Source organism: Kribbella jiaozuonensis, from assembly GCF_005233875.1.
Classification (GTDB): Bacteria; Actinomycetota; Actinomycetes; order Propionibacteriales; family Kribbellaceae; genus Kribbella; species Kribbella jiaozuonensis.
The window spans coordinates 547,894-574,198 of sequence record NZ_SZPZ01000005.1; the positions used below are offsets into that span (position 1 = coordinate 547,894).

The following is a 26,305-nucleotide window of genomic DNA, read 5'->3' on the forward strand; positions in this document are numbered from 1 at the left end:
CCCTGGACCGGGTCAGATGATGCCCAGACGCCTTGCCGCTCGGACGGCGTCCGCACGGCTAGCGACGTCCAGCTTGCGGTAAAGGCTCTTGTTGTAGGCCTTGACCGTGTTGATCGAGAGGAACAGGGCGGCGCCGATCTCGCGTTGTGTCGCCGTCCCGGGCAGCATGCGCAGGATCGAGAGTTCGCGATCGGTCAGCTCCTCGAACAGGACGCCGGTCGCCGCTTTCGCCGCCTGGCGGCCGATTCTGGTCTCGGCCTCCTGCAGCCAGGTCCGGACGAACGGCGCCACCGCATCGTTGTCGGCCACCTCTCGAGCGCGCACCAGCGCAGCGTTCGCCTCGGCGCGGTGGCCGGCGCCGACCTCGACGTCGGCGAGGAAGACGAGCCCGAGCACCAGGAGCATCGGCCGGGCGGTCAGTTCGGCCAGCGCCTGGGCCCGGACCAACTGCTCCCGAGCGCGCACCAGGTCGCCACGCTGGTAGGTGCGCCGGGCCTCGACCATGCGTACCAGCGTCACCACGTGCGCGGCGGCCGCCGGCCCCCAATCACCTTCCGTCCGCTCGGCGATGGCGCCGGCCTGCGCGAAGAGACTGTCGAGCTCCTGCTCGCGCCCGAGGCCCAGGAGGCAGAGGCTCAGCTGGCCGGCCACCTGCAGGATTCGCTCGGTCGACCAGGGGAACTGGTCCCGTCGACGCCAGCAGTCGGCCAGCAGCCGGGCTCCTTCGTCGAACCGAGCGTCGAGCCCGTACGCGCGTCCCAGAGCAGCCTGCGCGTCGGGGTTCTCGGCGTACCCAGCGGCCCTCTCCAGCGCGACCGCCTCCTCGCACAGCCGCACCGCGAGCGCCGGCTGGGACTCCGGCGTACCGAGAACTCCCCGCAGTGCAAGGATTCCGGCACGGGGGCTGCGCCAGTAGGTGATGACAGTGTCTGCGTCCAGCTTCCGCTCGGCGAGGTCGAGCCAGTGGACGACCTGGTCTCGGCGTCCGGTGAGATCGGCCGCGTAGGCCAGGTACACCGCCAACTGGGAGCGGACCGCATGCTCCGGTAGTTGTTCTCCGAGCGCCAGGTAAGTGGCATGCCAGCCGCGCTGCAGAAACCACCCGATCTGTCCGGCCAGCATGCGCTCGGCGTCCGCAAGGTCTCCGGCGCGGAGCAGATGCCGTACGGCGTCGTCGATCCGGCCATGCTCTTCGAACCAGCGGGCGGCCCGGCGTAGGACCTCGCTCTCGTCCGAATGCGCCTCCGGGGTACGAAGGAGCGCGTCACGCAGCAGTCGGTGGCAGCGGTACCACTCGCGGGTGTGGTCGAGTGCGACCACGAACAGGTCAGCCGCCTCGAGTTCGGCCAGCACCGCGGCGGAGCCGTCGACTCCAAGCGCCGCGTCGCATAAGGGCCCTGACAGGAGCTCCAGTGGCGCGGCGCGGACCAGTAGTTCGCGCTGCTGTGGCGCGAGTGCAGGGAACACCTCGTCGGTGAAGTAGTCGAACAGGTGCCGGTCGTCACCGAGCACAGGCCCGGCTCCATTGCCCCGGACGGCGAGCGCGGCCAGCTGGAGGCCGGCGGCCCACCCCTCCGTCCGCTCCCACACCGCTGCAGCCGTATGGGCGTCCACCTCGGTCTCCGACACCGTGGACACCAGCGTCGCCGACTCGTCGAGGGAGAACCGGAGATCGTCGGCGCGCAGTTCGTTGAGCTCGCCGCGAACGCGCATCCGGGCCAGCGGGAGCGGCGGGTCCATCCGGCTTGCGATGACGATCCGCAGCGTCGGCGGCAGGTACGCCAGAAGGAACTCCAGGCTCTCGTGGACGTCCTGGTGCGAGATGACGTGGTAGTCGTCCAGCACGAGGACGTGCGGCGTAGACGTCGCCGCCAACTCGTTGAGAAGCAGGGGCAATGCGTGAGCCATCGGCCCGTCGCTCGACGCCGGCAGCGCGTCCAATGCCGCTGAGGTGATCTGGTCGCTGACTCCGCGCAGGGCGGTCAGTGCGTAGCTCCAGAACCGGACCGGCTCGTCGTCGCTCTCGTCTAGCGATACCCACGCGATGCGCGTGCCATCAGCACCCGATACCCAGCGGCTCAGCAGACTGGTCTTGCCCCACCCAGCAGGCGCCACGACCAGCGTCAGCTTCGTCGCGAGATCGAGGCGCTTCTCCAGCCTGCCGCGCGCGACCGCTCCGGCGCGTACCGGCGGGACGGTCTGCTTCACGCTCAGCAGCGGCCTCTGCAGCGGGTCCGCGACCATGGCGCCCCCTCCCGGTCCGTGCGCCCAGTTTGGCACCCCGGGTGCTTCTGGCCCATGGGTGCTGCGCGGCTACCCGGGCGCGCCCGACGGTGAGTCACATGAAAACTCTCCTGCCAGGTATCCGGTTCCTCACCGGGTTCACCGTTCTGTACGTCGTCCTGGCCGCGTTCGCCGAGTTCGATTCGGGCACCCGGTACGGCGTGGCGATCTTCGCCGCCGTACTGCTCGTCGCCGTCGTCGTCGAGCGGCTGTTCGGGGCTGCGTGGCCCGGCGTCCTTCAAAGAGTCGGACTCGGCCGGCCGAACGCCAGAGCCCTAGTGCTGGCCGTCGGCATCGCGGTGCTGATCCAGGCGGTCTATCCGATCGTCACGGCGGCCACCGGCGCCTCGTTCGCACTCAAGCCCGGGTGGCCGTGGCTGCTGGTCAGCATCTTCGCGTTCCACGGTCTCGCCGAGGAGTTGGTGTGGCGCGGCTACGCCTTCCGCCGGTTGCGCAACGGCCGGTCGTTCCGGGCAGCCGTGCTCGCGAGCATGCCACTCGTGGCCGCAACCCACATCCCGGTGATCGCCTCGTCCGGGGTCACGGTCGGCGTGGCGGCGATGCTCGTCGCCGCTGTCACCTCGTTGCCTCTGGCCCACCTGTACGAGCTGGGCCGCAGGACGGTGTGGGCGGCGGCCGTGGTGCACACCGCGATCGACAGCTTCAAGCTCGTGATCGTTCCCGAGGACGAGCGGCTGACCTTCTCGCTCGCACTGGCCGGCATCAGCCTCACCGTCCCGCTACTGGCGCTCATCGTCCGCCGCCCCACGCTCCCACCCAGCCGCCGACAACTGGCGGTCGCACAGCCCACCGCATCGCCCGCCGCATCGCCCGCCGCATCGCTCGCCGCATCGCCCACGACATCGCCCACGACATCGCCCACGACATCGCCCAGGAGGAGATCATGACCGACGTCCAGTCCAGCCAGCACGACACATCCGCAACGCCCGCGGCCAAGCCCGAACGGATCTCCGCCGTCGTGATGGGAGTGCTGGCGACCGGCTTCTCCGTATGGGTCCTGACGACTCTGCCGATCCAGGCCGCGCTCATCCTCACCGTCGCGTCGGTTGTCGCGTGGGTCGCTTGGATGCGCACGACGTACGCCTATCCGGTCAGGACCCGCAAGGTCATCGCCGTCTACCTGTGCGCGATCGCCTTCCAGTTCATCCACATGTCCGAGGAGTACACCGGCGGCTTCCCCCACGAGATCGTCGACTTGTTCAACTCCTCCCGCGACTGGACCGAGAAGTCCTTCCTACTCACCTTCGTCTTCGGCTTCGGAGCGATCTGGGTCCTGGCCGCGGCCGGAGCCCTCTACCAGCTCCGCATCGCCAACTACCTCTTGTGGTTCTACGCGCTAGGCGCCGGCCTGATCAACGCGATCTCCCACTTCGTCTTCCCCATCCTCAAAGGCGGCTACTTCCCCGGCCTCTACACGGCAAGCGGCCACCTCATCATGAGCGCCCTACTCATCCACCTCCTGATCAAGGAATCCCACCGCCTCCGCACCCGCGCCACAGGCCATCCGAACGACGACCCAGACAACGTCCAAAAGGCCTTGAACTAAAGCCCTACAGGACCGTCCATCACCAACGACTGGCCGACCGACCAGGTCACCGACCAGGTCACCGAGCAGGTCACCGGCGCGGGCGCCGAGCAGGTCGCCAGCACGGGCACCGAGCAGGTCACCGCCGCAGGCACCGAGCAGTAGCAGGCCAGCCACCGAGCAGGTCACCAGCGCGAGCGCCGAGCAGGTCACCAGCGCACGCGCCGAGCAGCAGCAGGCCGGCCACCGACCACCACGGCGTCAGCCGCAGCAGATCCTCGACCACCCACCGCGCTCACGCCTCACCGGGAGCACACGAGGGTGAAGCCCCGCACCGAAGCCAGCCCTCAGGTCGGCGAAGCCGACCAACGAACCAGCCGCGCCGAAGGCGCGCCCTCTGCCCTCCACGACAGCTGTCCACCGACGGCGCAAGCGCCTCACCACGGTCCGCGCCTCGCCGCGTCCGTGCCCCGGCGGAGCCGGCCAGAAGACAGCCGCACCGAAGGCGTGTCCTTTGCCTGCCACCACACTTGTCTGCCGAGCGCGTGAGCACCTCACCCCGGTCCGCGCGCCGGCGAAGCCGGCCAACAAAACAGCCGCGCCGAAGGCGCGTCCTTTGCCCGCCGCCACGCTTGTCCGCCGAGTACGTCAACAGCTCGCCACGGTCCGCGCGCCGGCGGAGCCGGCTAATAACGCAGCCGCGCCGAAGGCGTGTCCTTCCCCGCCACCACAGTTGTCCGCCGACGGCGCGAACGTCTCGACGCGTCCGCGCGCCGGCGAAGCCGGCCAACAAGACAGGCGCGCCGAAGGCGTGTCCTTTGGTGGGGTGCGGGCTAGCTGCCGAGTTCGCGGAGGGTTTCGCGGAGGGCTTCGTAGCGGGCGGGGCCCAGGCGGGTCGACCAGATTTCTTCTACGCGTTCGATGGCGGCTTCGCTGTAGGCGGCCGCCTCGTCGCCCTTGGGCGTACGGCGGACCAGGCGGACGCGGCGGTCGGTGCGGAGGCGGTCGGACTCGACGTACCCGAGGCTCTGGAGGTAGTCGACGTGCTGGCCGAGGCCCTGTTTGGTCATGACCGCGACCTCCGCCAGATCCGTGATGCGGGCGCCGTCGGGCGGGATCATCTCGAGGAGGCGGTAGTGCGAGACCCGTAGGCCGGGGTAGAGGTCCTCCGAGGCGGCCAGGATCTCCTCCCGGATGCGCTTCAGGGCGGCTCCGAGCAGGCCGGCGATGTGCCCGGACCACGGTCCCTGCAGCCGGTCCGAAACGTCGTTGACGGAAGTCATAAAGCCACTTTACTATGCCGTTAGTAAGGTGGCTTTACTTCCTTGGGGGGAATCATGATCACCGCACTCGAACCGCTCGGGCGAGATGCCCTGCCGGACGACGACTTCACCGCCCTGGTCCGCTCGATCACCGGCGATCCACAAGCCGTGCCCGCCGACGTACGCGTCGAGCCGGTCGACTACCCGATCGGTACGCCCAGCACCGAGTCGCTCAACCGGGTTTTCGGCACCGCAAACGGGATCGAGTGGTCCTGCTTCGTGAAGAAGTTCCAGTCGGTCCGGCACTGGCCGATGATCGACATGCTGCCCGAGGAGTTCCGCACGCTGTTCATCCACAACCTCCCCTGGCAGCTCGAGATCGCCGTCCACCGCAGCGACATCGCCAACCTCCTCCCCGAGGGCATGCGCCTCCCGAAGACGTACCGGATCGACGTGTACGACGACGATCGCGCCACGCTGTGGATGGAGAACGTCGTCCAGGAGTGGGGTCCGTGGCCGATCGACCGGTTCGAGCGCGCGGCGTACCTCCTGGGCCGGCTCTCCGCCCGCCGCCAGCCGCACATGGTCGAGCCGTTCCTCCCCCGCGAGCACGTGACCACGCCAGGCATCGGACTGCGCTTCTACGCCCAGGGCCGGGTAAGCCAGGGCACACTGCCCGCACTGGCGGACCCGCAGACCTGGAAGCACCCGCTGCTGAGCGCTGCGGTCTGCAACGTCGGCGACCACGCTCTCAAGGACGATCTGCTCGACCTGGGCGAGCGCATCCCCGCAGTACTGGATGCACTCGAGGCCTTACCGCAGTGCTACCAGCACGGCGACGCCAGCCCGCAGAACCTCCTGGTACCGCACGACAAGCCGGAGGAGTTCGTGGTGATCGACTGGGGCTTCGATTGCCCGCAGGCGGTCGGGTTCGACCTGGGGCAGCTGCTGATCGGACTGGCACACGCCGGCGAGCTGGCACCGGAGGCGCTGCCGATGGTGCACAAGGTCATCCTGAAGTCGTTCCAGGAGGGCCTCAAGGTCGAGGGGATGCAGGTGTCCGAGGACGAGGTCCTGTACGGGTACCTGGGCTCACTCCTCGTCCGCGCCGCGTTCACCGCGCTGCCGCTGGAGCTGTTCGGCAAGACCGACGCCTCGCCCGACCTGTTCGTGCAGCGAGTCCAACTCACCCGTGCGATGGTCGACCTGGTCTCACCGGTTATCTGAACATTTCAGTCGTGTCACAGCTGCAACGAACGCCCTGCCGACGTGTATCCATAGTGCGTGACGAACCTGAGCAGATACACAGCAGTGGCCGCCCTGGCAGGACTCGTCGTGTTGAGCGGATGCGGCAGCGAGTCCGGCGCGGGGAGCACGCCCACGACCAGCAACACGCCGTCACCGACCATGCCGTCGGTTACGCAGTCCACGCCTGTCGGCGCTGGTCTGCCCTTGACAGTCAGTCGCACCGGTGGGTTCGCGGGTTTCGACGACCAGGTGCTGATCAGCCCTGACGGCGTCGCAACCGTGAGCTCGCGCGGTAAGGAAACGATCCGCTGCAAGCTCGCCCCGAGCCTGCTGACGACGATCAGCCAGGCCTCTCAGCAGGTCGACTGGGCCGGCCTGGTCGCGACCAAGCCGACCACGAAGCACCCCGACGACATGATCCTTGCCGTCTCCGCGAACGGGAAGACCGCCCGGATCGAGGACCCGAAGGTCAAGCCGCTGGCGGCCCCGGTGAACGCACTGCTCACCGAAGCCGCCATCCCACCAGGCAAGCTCTGCACGAAGATCTAGCTCGCGGTCACCGCCACATCGTCGATCACGAAGCTCGTCTGCAACGACGAATCCTCCTGGCCGACGAACTTCACCGTGACCGTCTTTCCCTTGTACGGCGAGAGATCGAGCGTCTTCTGCACGTACGACGTACTCTTGTTCAAGTTCGAGTACGTCGCCAGCGTGGTCGTCGTGGAGCCGTTCACGACCTGCACCTTGACCGTGTCGTAGACCGTCGACGACGTGGTCTCGGCGGAGTCGATCCGGATCCACAACGACAACGCGGCCGCGGTCGCCGATGACGGGATCGCCACCGCCTGACCGATGTTCTCGGTGCTACTGCGGCCGTTCCCCTGCAGCCATGCCTTCCAGGTCCCGGTGCGGGCCGGGCGGCCGGTGTTGCTGGTGATCACGCCGGTCGTCCCCGTCCAGTTCGCCGTACCGGACTCGAAGCCTGGGTTCTGCAGGAGGTTGTCACCGGTCGGTGGCGGCCCGCCGGTGTAGTCCTTCTGTGCGTACGTCCAGATCATGTAGCCGATGGCATCGATCTGGCGGTCCAGTGAGGTCAGGTCCAGATTGCTGATCGTGTCGCAGGACCTGTGGTAGCACGCGTCGAACGCCTGGTTCGCCGTACCACCCCACTTCGCGGCCTGCGCCGACGACTTGATCTCCTCGGCGCCGGAGAACGTCCCGGCCGTTGGAATCCCCAACGAACGGAACGCCGCGTGATCGGAGCGGCCTTGTACGTCGATGAACTCGGTCTGCACGCTCTTACTCGTGAAGTACGAGACGAGATCGTCACGAGCGCCGTTGCCGGCCGGGTTGTCGTCGTACACGAAGTACCCCGGGTTCGGCGACGCGATCATGTCGAAGTTCAGGTACAGCTCGATCTTGTCCCGCTCGGCCGCGGGCAGGTTGTTCACGTAGTACTTCGAACCGAGCAGCCCGAGCTCCTCGGATCCCCAGAACCCGAACCGCAACCGGTTCCTGGGCGTCTGGCCGCTGGCAGCGTAAGCGAGGGCGGTTTCGAGTACGCCGGCGCTGCCTGAGCCGTTGTCGTTGATCCCCGGACCGGCGCTGACGCTGTCCAGGTGCGAGCCCGCCATCACGACATGGTTCGCGTCGCCGTGCGGCCACTCCGCGATCACGTTGTACGAAGTACCCGCCGAGGTGCTGAACGATTGCAGAGTGGTGGTGTAGCCGGCCGCGTCCAGCTTGGCCTTCACGTAGTCGGCCGAGGCTTTGTACCCCGGCCGGCCCGTGTACCGGTTGCCACCGTTGCTGGTGGCAATCGACTGCAGCTGGTCGAGATGGGCCTTGGTGTTGGTGACCGAAATGTCCGGTGACTCCGCCGCGGTAGCGACGTTGCCGTGGGCAATCAGCGCGCCGGCAGCCAGTGTGGTGCCGAGCGCGGCGACGAGGAGCTTCTTCATGAACAGATCTCCTTCGGCCGAAGGGATCCGGGGCGCGGACCCGGGCGGTGGGTCCGCGCCCCGGACGTCGGTCAGCTCGCGGTCAGCGAGGTGTCGTCGATGACGAAGCTGGTCTGCGCGGAGGAGTCCTCCTGGCCGACGAACTTCACCGTGACGGTCTTGCCCTTGTACGCCGACAGGTTCAGCGTCTTCTGCACGTACGACGTGTTCTTGTTCAGGTTCGAGTACGTCGCCAGCGTGGTCGCGGTCGAGCCGTCGACGACCTGTACCTTGACCGTGTCGTACACGGTCGAGGTGGTGGTCTCGGCGGTGTCGATCCGGATCCAGAACGACAGGCTCGCGGTCGTCGCCGACGCCGGGATCGCGACCGACTGGCCGACGTTCTCGGTGGTGGCGCGGCCGTTGCCCTGCAGCCACAGCTTCCAGCTACCGGTGCGGGCCGGGCGGGCGGTGTTGTTGGTGACCGGGCCGGAGGTGCCGGTCCAGTTCACCGCGCCGGACTCGAAGCCCGGGTTCTGCAGCAGGTTGTCGCCGGTGGGCGGCGGCGTGGTGCCACCACCGCAGGCAGCGGAGCCGGCCGGGACCGCGATACCGCTGAACGCGGCCTCGATGCCCTTGCACTCCGCGGAGTCCGCGCCGTACAGCTCCTTGGCGGACGTGATCGCACCCTCACGAGCGTCCTTGTAGGTGCTGCCCGAGCTGAGCTTGGTGCTCAGCGTGCGGTACCAGACCTTCGACGCGACATCGCGGCCGACACCGCTGAAGGTCGCGCCGTTGCAGGCGGTGCTGTTGTACGAGACACCGTTGATGACCTTGCTGCCGGTGCCCTCGGAAGCCAGGTAGAACCAGTGGTTCAGCGGGCCGGACGAGTAGTGCGGGTCGAGACCGCCGGTGCTCGTCGACCAGCAGTCCACGCTGGCACCGTCCTTCGACGGCTTGTCCATGTAGCGCAGCGGCGTACCGTCGCCGTTGATGTTGATCTTCTCGCCGATCAGGTAGTCACCCGGGTCGCTCGAGTTGTTCGCGTACCACTCGACCATCGTGCCGAAGATGTCGCTGGTCGCCTCGTTCAGGCCGCCGGCGTCACCGGAGTAGTTCAGGTTGGCGGTCGCCTCGGTCACACCGTGGCTCATCTCGTGACCGGCCACGTCGATCGCGGTCAGCGGGTGGGTGTTGCTGATCCCGTCGCCGTACGTCATCTGGGTGCCGTCCCAGAACGCGTTCACGTACGAGCTGCCGTAGTGAACCCGCGAGCGGGCGCCCTGGCCGTTGTTGAAGATGCCGTTCCGGCCGTGGACGTTCTTGTAGTAGTCCCAGGTCAGCTGGGCGCCGTAGTGCGCGTCCACACCGGCGGTCTGGCGGTTCGACGCGGCGCCGGTGCCCCAGGTGTCGTCGGGGTCGGTGAACGTGGTGCCGTTACCGGACGTCGAGCCGTTCAGGTCGGTGGTGTAGTTGCCACCGCGGCTCGGGTCGGTCATCGAGAAGTTGCCGGACGATCCCGACGTACCGATGGTGACCGTGCCGGCGTACATCGAGTTGCCGGTGCCGGTCTTGACCTCGTCGTCCTGGTCGAGAACCGCACCGGTCTTGGCGTCGATGAACGAGTGCAGCACCGACGGGGTCTGGTCGGGCTTCACACCGGTGGTGACGACCTCGTAGGCAAGCACGGGCTTGGTCGGCGTCACGAAGACGACGAGCTGGCCTTTGTTGCCGGAGGCCTTGAACTTCGCTGCCTGTGCGCCCTTCGCAAGAGCAGCCGACTGGGACAGGGTCGGCTTGGTGGCGACCTCGACGGCCTTCGCGCCGCGGTTGTACGTGACCTGACCGATCGACTCGCCCTTGCGCTTGACGATCAGATCACCGCCGACGACCTTCAGGCCGTTGAACGTGCGGTCGTAGCGGACGTATTCGGTGCCGTCGGCATCCTTCACCACGTCGCGAACCTTGAGCTGCTCGCCACTGCCGAGACCGAGAGCTGCGGCCGTCTGCGCGGTCAGCGCCTGCTCGGCCTGGACGGCGGCGGGTTGGTTGAACCCGGACGCCGGAAGCGGAACCGCCCGGTCGGCGGCACCCGCGGTCGAAGCGGTGAACGTCGTGGCAAGACCCGCTGCCGCGACGATGGCCACCGCCCCTGCTGATGTCAGTCGTCTCAAGACAACATCTCCTCACGGTGTGGTCGCTGTTTGGGCGCAGCGACCGAATTCAGTTGGGGACGCGCCGGATGCTGACCCAGCAGTGCCACTGCCTCATTTGTGACACTGCGTGTCGATTCATGCGATTTCTGTTACATCCGACTTGAGGACCGACTGTTGCGGTCCGGTCGCCGTGAGTCAAGGGATTTGGCCGAAACGAAGGGGAAAACCTGCGTCCGGCGAGATGTCAGTCCGTGGGGCGCAACTCGCGCCGAAGGTGTTCCGGCAACGTGACGGGCAGCCGGCAGGTGAATTTCTGACAGACGTACGCCGCGCGCTGCTCGCGCCCCTCCATCAGCGGCACGGCGAGACCGGGCTCACCCGCGACGATCGCCGTACCCCAGGGCGCGTCGGTGAACGCGATCCTGACCAGCTCGGGCTGCGCACCGACGACAGCGATCTCAAGGGGGCCACCGGCAATCGTCTCGGCAACCGCGAGCGCCCGGCCGGCGAACCGCGGCGCCCGCTCGGCAATCGCGGCCGACGCCTTCAACGCCTCGCCCGCAGCAGTCTCATAGCGGACCCATCCGGTCAGACTCGCGAGCGTCGTCAATGCCTCCGCAGCCAAGCTCACACCGGACGGCGTAGCGTTATCGGTCGCATCCTGCGGCCGCCAGACCAGCTCCTCCGCATCCGCGGCGGTGTCGAAGTAGGAGCCATCAGCAACAAACTGCTCCAGAACCCTGTCCAGCAAGGCTTTCGCGGTATCGAACCACGTCACGTCACCAGTGGCGCCCAACAAAGTCAAGCAGGCCTGGGCAAACGCCGCATAGTCCTCGAGTACGCCGTCCGCGCTCCCCCGCACCCCGCCCCGCGACGTCCGGTACAGCCGCCCGTCGAGATGCAGGTCCCGGATCAATCCGGCCGCGGCGACCGCAGCCTCGACGTATTGCGGTTTGTCGAACACGATGCCCGCGCGGGTCAGCGCCGTGATCGCCAGACCGTTCCACGCGGCAACTACCTTGTCGTCGCGCCCCGGATAGGTCCGAGTGCTGCGTGCCTGCTTGAGGGTTTCGCGGACCCGCGACCATCGGGCAAAGTCGTCAGGGTCCTGCCTGAGCTGGAGGACCGAGGTGCCGTGCTCGAAGGTGCCGGTGACGTCACACAGCTCGATGACCCACTCGGCATCGTCCGCCCCTAACACCTCACGCAGTTGATCAGCAGTCCAGGCGTAGTACTTGCCCTCCTCCCCATCCGTGTCGGCATCGAGTGCCGACGCGAACCCGCCCTCCGGCGTACGGAGCTCGGCCAGGAGGAAGTCGGCGGTCTCCTCGGCGATGCGCTTCGCGAGCGGATCCGCGGACACGGTCCACCACTGCGTATAGACGTCGAGCAGCAGCGCGTTGTCGTACAGCATCTTCTCGAAATGCGGCACGATCCACCGGCCGTCGACGGAGTACCGCGCGAACCCGCCCGCCAGCTGGTCGTACATCCCACCGCGCGCCATCCGATCGCAGGTGTGCGCGACCATCGCCAGCGCATCCTCGTCCCCGGTACGGCGATGATGCCGGAGCAGGAAGTCGAGCACCATCGACGGCGGGAACTTCGGCGCCCGCCCGAACCCGGCGTCGACCGGATCGAAGTCGGTCTTCAGCAGCTGCACCGCCCGGTCCAGGTCGACCTCTCCCCCGGTCGGCTGCTGCTGCCCGCCGAGTTGCTCGACCACGTTCTTGCCGATCCCGTCGATCTGCTCGCGCCGGTTCGTCCACGCGTCGGTGATTGCCTCCAGCACCTGCCGGAACGAGGCCATCCCACCGCGCGCGTCCTTCGGGAAGTACGTGCCGCAGAAGAACGGCTCGCCCGCCGGCGTCAGGAACGCCGACATCGGCCACCCGCCCTGCCCGGTCATCGCCACCGTCGCCGCCATGTAGATGGCATCGACGTCCGGCCGCTCCTCCCGATCCACCTTCACACTCACGAAGTGCTCGCTCAGGTAGGCCGCGGTCTCCGCGTCCTCGAACGACTCATGAGCCATCACATGGCACCAGTGACAAGCGGAGTACCCGACCGAGAGAAAGATCGGCACATCCCGCTCGCGAGCCTCCGCGAACGCCCGGTCCGACCACTCCCGCCACTCGACCGGGTTGTCCGCGTGCTGCCGCAGGTACGGACTGGTCGATCGCCCGAGCTCGTTCGCCATGCCCCCACCGTACGGAATGGACCTCGGCGCGCAGCAGTTGGATTGGTGCATGCCCGTGCACCCGTTGCTCGCCAGCCGCTTCAGCCCGATGTGGTTCGACTCCGACTGGAACGTCACCGACGACGACGTCGAGGTTCTCCTCGACGCGGCCCGCTGGGCACCGTCCGCGGGCAACTCCCAGCCCTGGGCGTACTTCGTCGCGCGCCGCGGCGAGCCCGAGCACGATCGCATCGTCAAGCACCTCGCCCGCAGCTCAGGCCGCTGGGCACCGAGCGCGTCCCTGCTGATCGTGACCATGGCCCATCGGTACGTCGAAGACACCGACTGGGCCTACTCCGACTTCGCGGACTACGACCTCGGACAGTCCGTCGCACACCTGACCCTGCAGGCCCACGCCATGGACCTGGCCTGCCGCCAGTTCCGGGCCTTCAACCTCGAGACCCTCACCGACGACCTGCAGCCGGGCGCCGGCTGGCACATCGTGTCGATGATCGCGATCGGCCGCGCCGCCGAGGACCGCCCGGCGGACCGCGAGCGACGCAGTACCGAGGAACTCCGGACCGCGCCCTGGGACTAGACCGTCTGGGAGAGGGCGATCGACAGGCCCAGGGCGAGGGCCATGACGAAGAGTTCGACGCCGACGATGCGCCAGAACGGCTGGCCGCCGTCCAAGAGGTCGCCGTGGGCGCGGCTGCGGTGAAGGCTGGACAGCACGATGAGGAGCAGGAACGCGGCGATCTTCACGATCAGCAATGCGCCGTACGCGTCGCCGGTCAGCGGGTCGAGGATCGAACCCCAACCGCCGCCCTTCGCGGCCAACCGCCCGGCGGCGCTGATCAGGCCGCTCACTAGCACCGCGATCGACGAGATGAACGCGACCTGCCCGTAGCGCTCCAGCACGATCGGCAGCCCGGTCCGGCTCGCACGCCCGTATCGGACCAGGCCCGCGAGCCCGCCGACCCACGTGGTCGCCGCGATCACGTGGATCACCAGTGCCGCGCCGGCCAGTACGACGTACGACTCGTTCCGTGGGTACGCCGTGACCGCGGTCGGGATCAGTGCGGCGATCGCGACCAGTACGCCGAGACCCGCCGCGGACGAGGTCTGCACCCGCCGGATGCCGATCGCCAAGGCGAGCACGAGGATGCCCGTGATCAGCAGCGCCTTCACCTCGGGTACGCCCAGAGCGTCGTCGAACCGCATCCGCAACAAGGCCACCGGGGTGTCGAGCAGGATCGCCGCGGTGACGATCGCGTTGACGAACGCACAGATCGCCCAGATGATCGCCGAGTTGCTCGCGTCCCGGACCGCACGCCGGCCCTGTACGCCGAGCGGACCGCCCTCGATCCGCAGCAGCACGACCGCGGCGAGCAGCGCGCCGGCACAGCCGACCGTCGCCAGCGTGGAGATCAGTTTGAGCAGCGGCAGCAGCCAGGAGACGAAGAGGTCCGGACCGCCGATCCCGCCGAGGTCACGCGGCTGACTGCCGGCCGCGAACAACGCGACCACCAGAGCCACCGAGGCGATGACGACAGCACCGACCCCGGCCGCGACCAGACGTCCGGGCATGCGATGCCGGGCGGCGCGGGTAGCGCGAGTCGCGCTCACCGAGCGGACCGGGGAGGGGCACCATTCAGCACCCGGCTCACTATAGGGTCATGCAAAGGTGGGCTGCCCAGTCCGACACCATCTCGTGACCAGGGTGTAGCCCAGCTCCCAGGAATCAGTTACCGCACCGTCATGGCGTCAGTGCTCAGAGTGTTGTTTCGAGTCCTTCGCCGGCTCAGTCGCTGCCGAGGTCTCCGTCGTCTCCGTCGGTGTCCGGTCCGAAGTCGTAGGCGGTACATCGCCATCCGGGGAAGGCGAGCTCTCCGGTGTCGCTGGGTCGCCGGACGGTGCTGGGTCGTCCGCACCGGCGTGAGGCACATCGATGCGCTTCAGCTGTTTGCCCATGTTGCGCCACAGGAGCACCGTGGCGGCACCGAGAGCGAGCACGATCAACAGCGCGACCCAACCGGGTTTCACCGTATTCGGGTCGATCTCGGCCGTCAGAAGGGAGGTCGTCGCTGTCACGCCACCAGTCTCTCATTGTCCCAGCCGCCCGTCAGCGCAGCCCCGCGAACAGATCGTCCTCAGGCAATTCCGACTCGACCAGACTCCGAGCGAGCTCGTAGTCCTCGGTCGGCCAGGCCGCCTGATGCACCTCGAGCGGAACGGTGAACCAGCCGCCGTCCGGGTCGATCTGCGTGGCGTGGGCGAGCAGCGCCTTGTCCCGGGTGGCGAAATACTCCGCGCACTCGACCCGGGTGGTGATCCGGCGCTCGTTCTCCGGGTCCGGCTTCCAGTCCTTCAGGCGCTCGGCGTACGGCGACTCGAGGCCGCGCGCGACCATCGCGTCGTGCAGCGCCTTCATCCGCTCGTAGTGGAACGTGTGGTGGTAGTACAGCTTCAGCGGCTGGAACGGCTCGCCGAGCTCCGGATAGGCGTCCTTGTCCCCCGCGGCCTCGAACGCGGCCACGCTGATCTGGTGGCACATCACGTGGTCCGGGTGCGGGTAGCCGCCGTTCTCGTCGTACGTCGTGACGACCTGCGGGCGGAACTCGCGGATCAGCTTCACCAGCGGGGCCGCGGCGTCCTCGACCTTCAGCGCACCGAAGCAGCCCTCGGGCAGCGGCGGCAGCGGATCGCCCTCCGGGAAACCCGAGTCGACCCAGCCCAGCCACTCCTGCCGGATGCCGAGGATCTCGCGCGCCGCGTCCATCTCCTTGCGGCGGATCTCGGTGATGTTCGCCAGCACCTCCGGGCGGTCCATCTTCGGATTCAGGATCGATCCGCGTTCGCCGCCGGTACAGGTGGCGACCATCACCTCGACGCCCTCGGCCACGTACCTGGCCGTCGACGCGGCTCCCTTGCTCGACTCGTCATCCGGGTGGGCGTGCACATGCAACAGCCGAAGATCTCCACTCACAAGACACAATGGTCCTCCAACCTCCGGCAAAACCCACGACCGACCCCCTGGACTACCTGTGCCCGAGCCATCTGCGTCATCCGCCGCCACCCCGACCTCCGACCTGAACGCGCGGTACGGCAGGGGCGGGCGGTCCTGGCGACCGCTCGTGATCGGCGGCCTCGGGGTCGTGATCCTGGCCGGCCTGGCGTGGCTGGTGTGGGCGGCCTGGGTGCAGTCGAATCCGCCGGTCACCTCGCAACTGAACGGGTTCGAGATCGTCTCGCCGACGAGCGCGAAGGCCACGATGAAGGTGGACCGGACCAAGTCGGTGGAGGCCAGTTGCCGGCTGCAGGCGAAGGCGGCCGACTTCTCGATCGTCGGTGAGGTGACCGTGACCGTGACGGCGGATTCACCCCGCCACCAGGTGCTCCCGGTCACGCTGACGACGCAACGCTCCGCAACCACCGTCGTACTCGTCGGCTGTACGACGGCCGACCAGCACCGCCCGCACTGACCCGCGCGACCGGCGCGGATCCGGCCTGGCAACCGATTGCCGTCAGCATGAACGATTAACGGGAAAAACCTTCAGGGCAAACGGTTTCCCCGTGTTTGCGTCGCCGCAGAAACCCTGCGTGATCTGCGGACTCTTGCTACGCTCGTTGGATTGGTCGCCGTCGACGACGGCGGCCAGCAGTATTTTCCTGCCCATCCCAACCGACACAAGGAGCAGCCCGTGACGCAGAAGATCGATGAGGACAGCGTTGTCTGGCTGACGCAGGACGGTTACGACCAGCTGAAGTCGGAGCTCGAGCACCTCAAGGGCCCGGCCCGCGCCGAGATCACGCAGCGGATCAGCGAGGCCAGGGACGAGGGCGACCTCAAGGAGAACGGCGGCTACCACGCCGCGAAGGACGAGCAGGGCAAGATCGAGGCCCGGATCCGGCAGCTCGAGGACATGCTCCGTCGGGCCCGGGTCGGCGAGACCCCGAAGGCCGGCGGCAAGATCGAGCCCGGTATGAAGGTGTCGATCACCTTCGCCGGTGACGACGACGTCGAGACGTTCCTGCTCGGCTCCCGCGAGTTGCTCGCCCTGGACGCGTCGGTCGACATCGACGTGTACTCCCCGCAGTCGCCGCTCGGCGCCGCGATCCTCGGCAAGAAGAAGGGCGACAAGGCCACCTACGAGGCGCCCAACGGCAAGCCCGTAACGGTCCAGATCGTCGCCGCGGAACCCTTCACCGGCTGACCCACCAAAAGCTCCCAGCGCCCCGGTGGACAACCACCGGGGCGCTTGGCTTTTCCGGGTCCGCTAATTCGGAGGCGGGTTCGCCGCCCGCGGTCCAGACTGCGGAGATGGACGCCGGCGGCGGGTACGACGAGGCCGAGCTGTTCGGCGGTCTCGCGGCCGAGCAGTGGGCGGTCGCGTCGCGGGCGGATCCGCGGCGCGACGCGTCCTTCTACCGGGAGATCATCCGGTCCCAGGACGGGCCCGCACTCGAGCTCGGGTGCGGGTCCGGGCGGTTGCTGCTGACGTATCTGGCCGAAGGTCTGGACGTCTCCGGGAGCGACATCTCGCGCGACATGCTGACGGCCTGCCGCGAGGAGGCGGCGCGACTGGGCCTGGAGCCCACCCTGTACGAACAGCCGATGCAGGAACTCGCCGTACCAGGCACGTTCCGCACCATCTACATCCCGTGCGGCAGCTTCGCCTGTGTGATGGACCGGCAGGAAGCACTGCAGACCCTCCGCCGGTGTCACGACCACCTCGACATCGGCGGCGTACTCGCCTTCAACGTCTTCCCGGTCGGCATCAACTACGCCGAGCCGCCCGGCGACGACTTCCCCACACCCTGGGCGCCCACGATCCAGGTCGACCTACCCGACGGCGACCGCCTCAAGGTCTCCACCCGCTTCACCGCCCTCGACCGCATCGAGCAGACCTGGCACGAAGAACGCCGCTACGAGCGGTACGCCGGAACTGCCCTGGTCCGCACCGAGATCCGCACAGGCCAGGGCCATTGGTACTTCCGCAACGAACTCCTCTGGATGCTCCAACTAGCCGGCTTCGCACCGGACAACATCACCGTCACAGGCGACTTCACGCCGGCACAGTTCGGGCCCGTGCACACCTACACGATGGCGATCACTGCCGTCCGCTAGCGCCCAGTGGCGCTCCGGTACTTGCGGACTGCCAGTGGGGCGAAGACGGCGATGATTGCGGTGCACCAGATCAGGGAGAGCCAGACCGGGTGCTGGGCGGGGAAGCTGTCCGGGCTGGCGAACGGTGACGGGTTGCCGAAGAGGTGGCGGCAGGCGGCGACGATCGAGGAGATCGGGTTCCACTCGGCGATCGGTTGCAGGGCGCTCGGGAGTTGCGGCGTCGGGACGAACGCGTTCGAGAGGAACGTCAGCGGGAACAGCCAGATCAGCCCCGCGGACGATGCCACCTCAGGCCCGCCGACCGACAACCCGATCAGCGCGCCCACCCAGAGCATCGCGAACGCGAACAGCAGCAGGATCCCGAACGCCGCCAGCGCCTGACCGAACCCGTTATGCCAGCGCCAGCCGACGACGAGCCCGCAGATCACCATGATCAGCATCACGAACGTATTGAAGACCAGGTCGCCGACCACCCGTCCGGCGATCACCCCGGACCTTGCCATCGGCAACGACCTGAACCGGTCGATCAGCCCCTTCGACATGTCGTCGGCCAGCCCGACACTCGCCGAGGCGACCGCGAACGCCATCGTCTGCGCGAAGATCCCGGCCATCAGGAACTCCCGGTACGCCTTCGGTCCGGGAAAGCCCGGGATCGGGATCGCGTTCCCGAACACGTAAGCGAACAGCAGCACGAACATGATCGGCTGGATGGTCGCGTAGATCAGCATGTCCGGCGTCCGCGGGATCCGCTTCAGGCTCCGCCAGGCCAGGATCCCGGCATCCGACAACGCCCGCGCGAGCGGATTCACCCGGGCCGGTATCTCGATACTCACACCGTCTCCTTCTGCTCGGCCTCGTGCCCGGTCAGGGTGAGGAACACGTCGTCCAGCGTCGGCCGCCGCAGGCCGATGTCGGCGATCCGGATCCCGGCGGCGTCCAGCGTCCGGATCACGTCGACCAGCGCGCTCGAACCGCCCGGCGCCGGCACCGTGATCCGGCGGGCGTGCTGGTCGAGCGAGGTCGCCTCCGGATCGGCGATCCCGAGCGCGTTCGTGAGCAACTCCAGCGCCCGGGTCAGATCGGACGGGTCGTGGACGACGACCTCGATCCGCTCACCGCCGACCTTCGCCTTGAGCTCGTCCGCAGTACCGCGGGCGATCACCGAGCCGTGATCGACCACCGCGATGCTGTCGGCCAGCTCGTCGGCCTCCTCGAGGTACTGCGTGGTCAGCAGGATCGTCACGCCTTCGCGAACGCGATCGCGGATGATCTGCCACAGGTCGAGCCGCGACCGCGGGTCCAGCCCGGTCGTCGGCTCGTCGAGGAACAGCACCTTCGGGTGCGCGATCAGCGAGCCGGCCAGGTCGAGCCGGCGGCGCATGCCACCGGAGTACGTCTTGAGGATCCGGTCCGCGGCGTCGGTCAGGTCGAACGTCTCCAGCAGTTCCTCCGCCCGTCGCTTGGCCCGGTCGCTCGGCAGCCGGTACAGCCGGCCGAACATCCACAGGTTCTCCCGGCCGGTCAGCAGTTCGTCGACGGCGGCGTACTGCCCGGAGAGGCCGACGAGTCCGCGGACCGTGTCCGCCTCTTTCACCACGTCGTGGCCGAGCACGCGGGCCGTGCCGGCGTCCGGCCTGAGCAGCGTGGTGAGCACCCGGACTGCCGTGGTCTTGCCCGCTCCGTTCGGCCCGAGCAGGCCGAGCACCGTCCCCTCCGGCACGTCGAGATCGATCCCGTCGAGTGCCTTGACCGTCGATTTTCTGCCTTTGAACGCCTTCACGAGGCCGGTCGCCTCGATTGCAGCCATCCGCACGTCCCCCTTCTGGATGTGACGCAGGCCACCATCCTGCCGGAGATCGCCGACAATTTCACCCGGGAATTATATTGAGTCCCCTCGACTCAACTTTCTTGATACTTGAGTCGACACGGCTCAACTCACGTTCTACGGTCGCGGAATGGGCATCCTCCGTCACCCGGATTTCCGCCGGCTGTGGGCCGCTGACCTGCTCAGCCAGCTCGGCTCCCGCCTGAGCATGAGCGCGATCCCGCTGCTCGCCGTGCTGACCCTCAACGCGTCGACGCTGCAGGTCTCGCTGCTGCGGACCTGCGAGACGGCCGCCTGGCTCGTCCTCGGCCTGTTCGCGGGCGCGTGGGCCGACCGGATCCGTTGCCGTCCGGTCCTCGTGTACGCCGATCTGCTGCGCGCGCTGCTCTACGCATCGATCCCGATCGCCTGGTGGTTCGACGTACTCACGCTCACGCAGGTGTACGCCGTACTCGTGCCGGCCGGGATCCTCACCGTCCTGTTCGACGTGGCGCACAACTCGTATCTGCCCCGACTCCTCGAGCGGGATCGCCTGCTGCCGGGCAACGCCAAACTCGCCGCCAACCACTCGATCGCGGCGGTCGTCGGCGCCGGCGCAAGCGGCATCCTCGTCCAGTGGCTCGGCGCGGCGCTGACGATCGGCCTCGACGCGCTCAGCTTCCTGTGGTCAGCCCTGTGGCTGCGCTCGATCCGGGCGCCGGAGGCCGAGCCGGTGAAGCCCGAACGGCCCGACCTGCGGCGCGAGATCGCGGACGGTATGCGGCACGTGTTCCATCACCCGCTGCTGCGGCCGCTCGCGCTGAACACGATGGTGACGATGCTGTTCCAGGCGGCGGCCGGCGCGATCATGGTCGTCTACCTGGTCCGCGCGGTTCATTTGCAGCCGGCAACCATCGGCGTACTCAGCATGATCGGCCTCTGCAGCGCGATCGTGGCTTCGGTCGTCACCGAGCGACTCAGCACCCGGTACGGCGATGCGCGCACACTGCTGCTGTCGTCGACAGGTATCGGCGTCGCGTTCACCGTGCAGGCGCTGACCGCACCGGGCTGGCAGGTCAGCTGGTTCGTCGTCGGCACGCTGCTCGCCGGCTTCTGCATCATCGTCAGCTACATCCTGCAGGTCAGCACGCAGCAACGGCTGTGCCCACCCGAACTGCAGGGCCGGGTGAGCGCCACCATGAGCTTCGTCAGCTGGGGCGCCGCACCCCTCGGCAGCCTGCTCGGCGGGGCGCTGGGCACAGCGTTCGGCCTGCACACCACGCTGTGGATCGCAGGCCTCGGCACCCTCGCCGGAAACGCTGTCCTCTACTTCTCCCCACTTCGCACATTGCGCACGATCCCGGTCGCTCAGTCGGAGGCGATCTGAGCGGTGCCGACGAGGACCTCTACGTCCAGGGCGGCGCGGCCGCGGCCGATCTCGACGTCCTTGGACTGGCCGGAGACGGCGCCGGTCCAGGTGACGCGGCCGAGCTGGGCCTCGGTGTGGACGTGGACGTCGGAGCCGCGGCGGAGCGCGACCTTCGCCGTACCGGATTCCACGCGGACCCGGGAGCGGCCCTTGGTGATCTGGGCGTCGAGGTCGGCCGAGCCGGCCTGGACGAGTACGTCGATCGGGCCGTCGACGTCCGAGACCTTCGCCGTACCGGCGGTGACGCGGACGCGGGTCAGACCCGGCAGGCGCTCGGCGTTCACGCTGCCGCCGGTCACCTCGACCTCGACCTGCAGGCTCGGGTTGACGCGGATCGACAGCTCCTTGGCGAGGCCGTTCACGTGCGCCTTCAGGTCGGTCGGGTTGCGCAGCATGCTGAACCCGTCGATCGACACGCCCATGTCGCCTTCGCTGCTGATGGCGAGCGTGTCACCGTCGCGCTTGATCACGTGCGGGCCGTCGACGGCGACACCGTTCACGGCCGGCTCACCGATCAAACGCACCCGCCGCCCGATCGCCCGGACAGTAACCCGCTGCACCCCGGCCGGGACCGGCACGTTGCTGTGCTCCTCCTCGACCGGCTCTGCCTCGTCTTCGGCATCCACGACGTCCTGCACCGGCCCACCCGCGTGACGGCCGGCGGTCGACTCACTGGTCGGAGTCGGCTCCGGAGCGGCGGCCGGCTCGGCGACCGGCTCAGCGACCGGCTCAGCGACCGGCTCAGCGACCGGCTCGGCGGTGGGTGAGTCGACGGCATCCGCCCAGACCGAGGTGGACGGTTCGTCGGCAACCGGAGCTTCTGCCGCCGGAGCTTCGGGCTCGGAAGGGGTGGTCTTGATGGCGGCGATCAGGGTGGTGGCCTCCTCGGTGGAGAGGTGGCCCTTGGCGACCCGGTCGAGGACGTCCTTGACCTGCTGGTCGTAGCTCTGGTTGCTCATGTCCCCAAGTGCAGCACCCCGACGGGTCGAAACCAATCGGGGAATCCCCGGATAAGCAGTGGTGCGGACCCCCGAAGGAAGCCCGCACCACTCATCTATAACCTCACAGCCCTCGGATGGAGCTGGTTGTTGTCACGCTGCCGGCGTCATCTCCTCCGACGCCAGCTCGTCCTGTACGGCGGTCAGCTCGGCCGCCTCTTCCTCTTCGAGCGCCCGGCGAGCCTTCAGCCCGCGCAGACCGGTCAGTGCGATCACCAGTCCGAGCGCCGCGATCCCCGTCACGACCCCCAGCCCGGACTTGTACGCCGGGAGCACCCCGGCCGCCGTGGTGACACCGGCCGACTGGCCGCTGATCACCGCGGTCACGATCGCGAGCACCACTGCGCCGCCGACCTGGTTCGAGGTGTTGAACAGCCCCGATGCGAGCCCCTGCTCGTGGTCCGGAACCCCGGACACCGCCTGGATGTTCAGCGACGGGAACCCGATCGCGAACCCGAGCCCGAGCAGCATGATCGTCGGGAACACGGTCGAGAAGTACGCCGAGTCCGGCCCGATCCGCAGCGACAGGGCGTACCCGGCGACGAACAGCCCCATCGCCAGGATGATCATCTTCTCGGTGCCGACCCGGTCCACGATCTTGCCGACGTTCGGCGAGAGCGTGGCGACCAGCAGGCCGGCCGGAAGGAAGCCCAGCGCGGTCTGGAACGACGACCAGCCGAGCAGGTTCTGGAAGTACATGGTGCCGATCAGCTGGAAAGCGACGTACGAACCGAAGACGGTCAGGATGGCCAGGTTCGCCCGCCGCAGCGACGGGTTGCGCAGGATGCCGAGCCGGACCAGCGGGTGCTTGGTACGCAGCTCGATCACGACGAAGCTCGCCAGCAGCACGATCGCGAGCGCGAACAGCCCGAAGGTCTGCACCGAGACCCAGCCGGCGTGTTCGGCGCCGACGACCGCGTAGACCAGCGACAGCATGCCTCCGGTGACGGTGATGGCGCCCGGTACGTCGTACCCGCCGGCGGCGTCGTCACGCGGGCTGTTCGGGATCAGCTTGAGGCCGAACAGCAGCACGATCAGGGCGACCGGGCCGGGCATCAGGAAGGTCCAGCGCCAGCCGACCTCGGTCAGCGCGCCGCCGAGGATCAGGCCCATCGAGAAGCCGCTGGCGGCGCAGGTCGTGAAGATGCTGAGGGCGCGGTTGCGATCCGGGCCCTCGTGGAAGGTCGTGGTGATGATCGAGAGCGCGGCCGGGGCGGTGAACGCCGCGGCGACACCCTTCACGAACCGCGCCGCGATGAGCAGTTCGGGGTTGCTCGCCAGCGAGCTCAGCATCGAGACGACGGCGAAGACGGCCAGCGCGATCAGGAAGACCCGGCGCCGGCCGAGCAGATCGGCGGTCCGGCCGCCGAGGAGCAGCAGGCCGCCGTACCCGAGCACGTAGCCGGTCACGACCCACTGGAGAGACGAAAGGGAGACGCCCAGGTCGGCGCCGATGGACGGCAGTGACATGCCGACCATGGACACGTCCAGGCCGTCGAGGAAGATCACGCCGCAGACCACCAGGAGGGCGCCCCACAGGCGAGCGTCCCAGGTCATCCGGGCAGGAGATGTGGTTTGCGTAGTCACGAGGAGAAACTATTCCATGCACATGCATCTAATGTCCAGGCATTAAATGCGTTTGCATTGAATGCGCGTGCATGCTATGGTCGCCGACATGGCCGCTACGAAGGTCAGCGTTGGGACTGGTGAGACCAACGCCGATGCAAGTGCTGATGTCAGGGAGTGGCGCGAGCTGCTGGCTCGCCACGCCGACCTGACCTGTGCCCTCGACCGGGCCTTGCAGGTCGGGCACTCGCTGGGCATGAGTGAGTACGAGGTGCTCGAGCGGCTCGCCGAGCTGCCGGAGCACTCCGCGAAGGTAGCGACGATCGCCAAGTCCGTGCATCTGAGCCAGAGCGCCCTGTCCCGGGTGATCGGCCGGCTCGAGGTCGCCGGTCTGGTCGAGCGGCACATGTGCCCGGAAGATCGCCGCGCGATCAACGTCCGGCTGACCGACGAGGGTCTGCAGCTTCAGGGCGAGGCGCAGCCGACCCAGCGCCGGGTTCTGGCCGAGCGCCTGCACGCACCTCTCGTGAAGAGCTGCGAGCCTCTACCCTCAACGGGTGACTGAGACCTTCGACGACGCCCGCGAGGTCATCGCGGACCTGCATCGCATCGTGACGCCGTCGGGCGTCCAGGAAAGCTACGAACTCACGGCCGGTGGCATCGCCCACTGTGTCTACGCCCGCGGCAAGGACCGCTCGAACCCGGTCATCCTCTTCGTTCACGGCGGTCCGGCATCGCCGCTCGCCCCGGCGGCCTGGCAGTTCCAGCGCCCGGTCGAGGAGTACTTCACCGTCGTCACCTACGACCAGCGCGCGTCCGGCCGGACCCTGCGTACGGTCGACCCCGACACGATCGCGGACACCCTCACGGTCGCGCAGTACGTCGAGGACGCGATCGAGCTCGCCGAGCAGATCAAGGACCGGTACGGCGTCGAGAAGCTGATCCTGCTCGGCCACAGCTGGGGCAGCATCGTCGCGATGCAGGCCGCACTCACCCGGCCCGACCTCTTCTACGCGTACGTCGGGATCGGGCAGATCGTCGACGCCCGCGCGAACGAGGCGCTGTGCTTCGAGTACGCGCTGCAGCAGGCCCACGAGCACGATCACACCGAAGCGCTCGAGCAGCTCGCATCGATCGCCCCGTACCCCGGTGACGAGCCGGTGACCCGCGAGCGGATCATCATCGCGCGGCAATGGGCGCAGTACCGCGGCGGGTTGTCGGCGTACCGCGAGGACTCGCTGTACTACTTCCAGGCGCCGCTGCTGTCGCCGGAGTACACCGTCGAGGAGAGCGAGACGATTGGCGAGGGCAACCAATTCACCCTCGGCCGAGTGCTGGACGAGATGCTCACGATCGACTTCACGGCGGTGAAGGAGTTCCCGATCCCGGTGCTGATGTTCTTCGGGCGGCACGACTACACGACGCCGACGAAACCGGTCGAGGACTGGCTCGCGGCGGTCGAAGCGCCTTATAAACAAGCGGTTTGGTTCGAGCACTCGGCACATCTCGCGCCGTGGGAGGAGCCGGGCAAGTTCTTGATCAGCCTGGTGAACAACGTCCGTCAGTTGAGCGTATAGCTGTAGCCGTTGGCAACGAGTCCGGCGAGGACGCGTTCGCGATGGTCCTCGCCGCGGAGCTCGAGCTGCAGGGCGACCTCGACCTCTTCCAGGCTCAGCGTCTCCGAGATCCGCTCGTGCAGGATCTCGATGATGTTCGCGTCCAGCGCGGCGAGCTGGCTCAGCAACGTGGCCAGTCCGCCGGGTGTGTCCGGGATCCGCACCCGTAGCGACAGGTACCGCCCGGCCGCCGCCATACCGTGCCGGATCACGCGCATCAGCAGCAGCGGATCGATGTTGCCGCCGGACAGTACGACGACGACCGGCGGCTTGAACCGCTTCGGCTCGTCGAGTACGGCGGCAACCGCGGCGGCTCCTGCTGGTTCGACCACGAGCTTGGCGCGTTCGAGGACGAGCAAGAGGGCCTTGGACAACGAATCCTCGTCGACGGTCCGCACCTCACCGACGTACGCCTGCACCGCCTCGAACGGCACCTTCCCCGGCAGCCCGACCGCGATCCCGTCCGCCATCGTCGCCATCCGCTCGAGCTGTACCGGCTCACCTGCCTCGAGCGACGCCGGGTACGCCGCGGCGCCGGCCGCCTGTACGCCGACAACCTCGATCGGCAGCCCGTCGCGCTGCATCGCGGACGCGATCCCGGCCAGCAACCCGCCGCCACCGGTCGGTACGACGACGGTCCGCACCTGCGGGCACTGCTCGACGATCTCGAGCCCCGCCGTCGCCTGACCGGCCACGATGTCGGGATGGTCGAACGGGTGGATCAGCACCGCACCCGTCTCGGCCGCGAACGCCCGCGCCGCGATCAGGCAGTCGTCGATCGACGTGCCGACGAAACGGATCTCCGCGCCGTACGCCCGGGTCGCCTTCTCCTTCGGGATCGGCGCGCCGTGCGGCATGAACACGGTCGCCTTGATCCCGAGCAGCTGCGCCGCGAGCGCGACGCCCTGCGCGTGATTGCCGGCGCTGGCCGCGACCACGCCCCGGCTGCGTTCGGCCTTGGAGAGGCGGGCCATGCGTACGTACGCGCCGCGCAACTTGAACGAACCGGTCCGTTGCAGGTTCTCGCATTTGAGGAACACGTCGCCGCCGACGAGTTCGCTCAACCACCGGGAGTACTCCAACGGGGTCGGCGCAACGACGTCGTGCAACAGATCGGCGGCCCGCGCAACATCCCTGGCATCGATCACAA

At 68.1% G+C, this 26,305-nt stretch carries 25 protein-coding genes; 11 read left to right on the top strand and 14 right to left on the bottom strand.

The window, feature by feature from the left end:
* Positions 1 to 12: 12 nt before the first annotated feature.
* Positions 13 to 2,244, bottom strand: a complete 2,232-nt coding sequence (locus tag FDA38_RS34790; RefSeq protein WP_137258413.1) for a LuxR family transcriptional regulator — start codon at positions 2,242 to 2,244, stop codon at positions 13 to 15.
* Positions 2,245 to 2,342: 98 nt separating this feature from the next.
* On the opposite strand from FDA38_RS34790, the gene FDA38_RS42465 reads away from it, so the two are divergent.
* Both FDA38_RS42465 and FDA38_RS34800 read left to right on the top strand, forming a co-directional pair.
* Positions 2,343 to 3,191, top strand: coding sequence for a CPBP family intramembrane glutamic endopeptidase (locus FDA38_RS42465; RefSeq protein WP_170989969.1), 849 nt, complete (start codon positions 2,343 to 2,345; stop codon positions 3,189 to 3,191).
* Positions 3,188 to 3,850, top strand: a complete 663-nt coding sequence (locus tag FDA38_RS34800; RefSeq protein WP_137258414.1) for an HXXEE domain-containing protein — start codon at positions 3,188 to 3,190, stop codon at positions 3,848 to 3,850. The genes FDA38_RS42465 and FDA38_RS34800 overlap by 4 nt, the downstream gene beginning before the upstream one ends.
* A gap of 118 nt (positions 3,851 to 3,968) precedes the next feature.
* On the opposite strand, the gene FDA38_RS42470 is transcribed toward FDA38_RS34800, so the two are convergent.
* The gene (locus FDA38_RS42470) at positions 3,969 to 4,115 is read right to left on the bottom strand and encodes a hypothetical protein (protein WP_170989970.1); all 147 of its coding nucleotides are present in this window, start codon (positions 4,113 to 4,115) and stop codon (positions 3,969 to 3,971) included.
* A gap of 547 nt (positions 4,116 to 4,662) precedes the next feature.
* Positions 4,663 to 5,112, bottom strand: coding sequence for a MarR family winged helix-turn-helix transcriptional regulator (locus tag FDA38_RS34805; RefSeq protein ID WP_137258415.1), 450 nt, complete (start codon positions 5,110 to 5,112; stop codon positions 4,663 to 4,665).
* Positions 5,113 to 5,166: 54 nt separating this feature from the next.
* On the opposite strand from FDA38_RS34805, the gene FDA38_RS34810 reads away from it, so the two are divergent.
* Positions 5,167 to 6,318, top strand: coding sequence for a phosphotransferase (locus FDA38_RS34810; protein ID WP_233715106.1), 1,152 nt, complete (start codon positions 5,167 to 5,169; stop codon positions 6,316 to 6,318).
* A gap of 14 nt (positions 6,319 to 6,332) precedes the next feature.
* Here the strand turns inward: FDA38_RS34810 and FDA38_RS42475 are convergent, their stop codons facing one another.
* The gene (locus FDA38_RS42475; protein ID WP_170989948.1) at positions 6,333 to 6,521 is read right to left on the bottom strand and encodes a hypothetical protein; all 189 of its coding nucleotides are present in this window, start codon (positions 6,519 to 6,521) and stop codon (positions 6,333 to 6,335) included.
* Positions 6,522 to 6,543: 22 nt separating this feature from the next.
* Here FDA38_RS42475 and FDA38_RS34815 point away from each other — a divergent pair, with 22 nt between their 5' ends.
* Positions 6,544 to 6,888: a hypothetical protein gene (locus tag FDA38_RS34815; protein ID WP_233715107.1), complete on the top strand. Its 345-nt coding sequence runs from the start codon at positions 6,544 to 6,546 to the stop codon at positions 6,886 to 6,888.
* Here FDA38_RS34815 and FDA38_RS34820 read toward each other — a convergent pair.
* From FDA38_RS34820 to FDA38_RS34830, 3 genes are all read right to left on the bottom strand, one after another.
* Positions 6,885 to 8,300, bottom strand: a complete 1,416-nt coding sequence (locus FDA38_RS34820) for a M28 family metallopeptidase (RefSeq protein WP_137258416.1) — start codon at positions 8,298 to 8,300, stop codon at positions 6,885 to 6,887. The two genes, FDA38_RS34815 and FDA38_RS34820, sit on opposite strands and share 4 nt — an antisense overlap.
* Before the next feature lie 71 nt (positions 8,301 to 8,371).
* Positions 8,372 to 10,426 (bottom strand): M4 family metallopeptidase, encoded by a 2,055-nt coding sequence (locus FDA38_RS34825; protein ID WP_137258417.1) that lies wholly within the window; start codon positions 10,424 to 10,426, stop codon positions 8,372 to 8,374.
* 253 nt (positions 10,427 to 10,679) lie between these two features.
* The gene (locus tag FDA38_RS34830; protein ID WP_137258418.1) at positions 10,680 to 12,632 is read right to left on the bottom strand and encodes a thioredoxin domain-containing protein; all 1,953 of its coding nucleotides are present in this window, start codon (positions 12,630 to 12,632) and stop codon (positions 10,680 to 10,682) included.
* A 49-nt stretch (positions 12,633 to 12,681) separates the two neighbouring features.
* Here FDA38_RS34830 and FDA38_RS34835 point away from each other — a divergent pair, with 49 nt between their 5' ends.
* Positions 12,682 to 13,209, top strand: a complete 528-nt coding sequence (locus tag FDA38_RS34835; RefSeq protein WP_137258419.1) for a nitroreductase family protein — start codon at positions 12,682 to 12,684, stop codon at positions 13,207 to 13,209.
* Here FDA38_RS34835 and FDA38_RS34840 read toward each other — a convergent pair.
* Complete coding sequence (locus FDA38_RS34840) at positions 13,206 to 14,240, bottom strand: copper resistance D family protein (RefSeq protein WP_233715108.1); 1,035 nt, start codon at positions 14,238 to 14,240, stop codon at positions 13,206 to 13,208. The genes FDA38_RS34835 and FDA38_RS34840 overlap by 4 nt on opposite strands.
* Positions 14,241 to 14,736: 496 nt before the next feature.
* On the bottom strand, positions 14,737 to 15,600 hold the full coding sequence (gene mca / locus FDA38_RS34845) for a mycothiol conjugate amidase Mca (protein ID WP_137258420.1): 864 nt from the start codon (positions 15,598 to 15,600) through the stop codon (positions 14,737 to 14,739).
* Positions 15,601 to 15,658: 58 nt separating this feature from the next.
* Here mca and FDA38_RS34850 point away from each other — a divergent pair, with 58 nt between their 5' ends.
* The 3 genes from FDA38_RS34850 (at position 15,659) to FDA38_RS34860 (ending at position 17,742) form a co-directional block, all read left to right on the top strand.
* Positions 15,659 to 16,096, top strand: a complete 438-nt coding sequence (locus FDA38_RS34850) for a DUF4307 domain-containing protein (protein ID WP_137258421.1) — start codon at positions 15,659 to 15,661, stop codon at positions 16,094 to 16,096.
* Positions 16,097 to 16,315: 219 nt separating this feature from the next.
* Complete coding sequence (gene greA, locus FDA38_RS34855; protein WP_134108254.1) at positions 16,316 to 16,828, top strand: transcription elongation factor GreA; 513 nt, start codon at positions 16,316 to 16,318, stop codon at positions 16,826 to 16,828.
* A gap of 107 nt (positions 16,829 to 16,935) precedes the next feature.
* On the top strand, positions 16,936 to 17,742 hold the full coding sequence (locus FDA38_RS34860) for a class I SAM-dependent methyltransferase (protein WP_137258422.1): 807 nt from the start codon (positions 16,936 to 16,938) through the stop codon (positions 17,740 to 17,742).
* Here FDA38_RS34860 and FDA38_RS34865 read toward each other — a convergent pair.
* A complete protein-coding gene (locus FDA38_RS34865) occupies positions 17,739 to 18,575 on the bottom strand; it encodes an ABC transporter permease (RefSeq protein ID WP_137258423.1) in 837 nt (278 codons plus the stop codon). The two genes, FDA38_RS34860 and FDA38_RS34865, sit on opposite strands and share 4 nt — an antisense overlap.
* Complete coding sequence (locus tag FDA38_RS34870; RefSeq protein ID WP_137258424.1) at positions 18,572 to 19,549, bottom strand: ATP-binding cassette domain-containing protein; 978 nt, start codon at positions 19,547 to 19,549, stop codon at positions 18,572 to 18,574. The genes FDA38_RS34865 and FDA38_RS34870 overlap by 4 nt, the downstream gene beginning before the upstream one ends.
* Positions 19,550 to 19,697: 148 nt before the next feature.
* Here FDA38_RS34870 and FDA38_RS34875 point away from each other — a divergent pair, with 148 nt between their 5' ends.
* Positions 19,698 to 20,933, top strand: coding sequence for an MFS transporter (locus tag FDA38_RS34875; RefSeq protein ID WP_137258425.1), 1,236 nt, complete (start codon positions 19,698 to 19,700; stop codon positions 20,931 to 20,933).
* On the opposite strand, the gene FDA38_RS34880 is transcribed toward FDA38_RS34875, so the two are convergent.
* Positions 20,915 to 21,934 (bottom strand): hypothetical protein, encoded by a 1,020-nt coding sequence (locus FDA38_RS34880; protein ID WP_137258426.1) that lies wholly within the window; start codon positions 21,932 to 21,934, stop codon positions 20,915 to 20,917. The genes FDA38_RS34875 and FDA38_RS34880 overlap by 19 nt on opposite strands.
* A 132-nt stretch (positions 21,935 to 22,066) precedes the next feature.
* On the bottom strand, positions 22,067 to 23,560 hold the full coding sequence (locus FDA38_RS34885; RefSeq protein ID WP_233715109.1) for an MFS transporter: 1,494 nt from the start codon (positions 23,558 to 23,560) through the stop codon (positions 22,067 to 22,069).
* 88 nt (positions 23,561 to 23,648) lie between these two features.
* Between FDA38_RS34885 and FDA38_RS34890 the strand changes: the two genes are divergently transcribed.
* Together FDA38_RS34890 and FDA38_RS34895 are read left to right on the top strand one after the other, a co-directional pair.
* Positions 23,649 to 24,104, top strand: coding sequence for a MarR family winged helix-turn-helix transcriptional regulator (locus tag FDA38_RS34890; RefSeq protein WP_137258427.1), 456 nt, complete (start codon positions 23,649 to 23,651; stop codon positions 24,102 to 24,104).
* Positions 24,097 to 25,116 carry an alpha/beta fold hydrolase gene (locus FDA38_RS34895; RefSeq protein WP_137258428.1) on the top strand — a complete coding sequence of 340 codons (1,020 nt, stop codon included), beginning with the start codon at positions 24,097 to 24,099 and terminating at the stop codon, positions 25,114 to 25,116. The genes FDA38_RS34890 and FDA38_RS34895 overlap by 8 nt, the downstream gene beginning before the upstream one ends.
* Here the strand turns inward: FDA38_RS34895 and ilvA are convergent.
* A complete protein-coding gene (ilvA, locus tag FDA38_RS34900) occupies positions 25,101 to 26,303 on the bottom strand; it encodes a threonine ammonia-lyase (RefSeq protein ID WP_137258429.1) in 1,203 nt (400 codons plus the stop codon). The two genes, FDA38_RS34895 and ilvA, sit on opposite strands and share 16 nt — an antisense overlap.
* Positions 26,304 to 26,305: the final 2 nt, after the last annotated feature.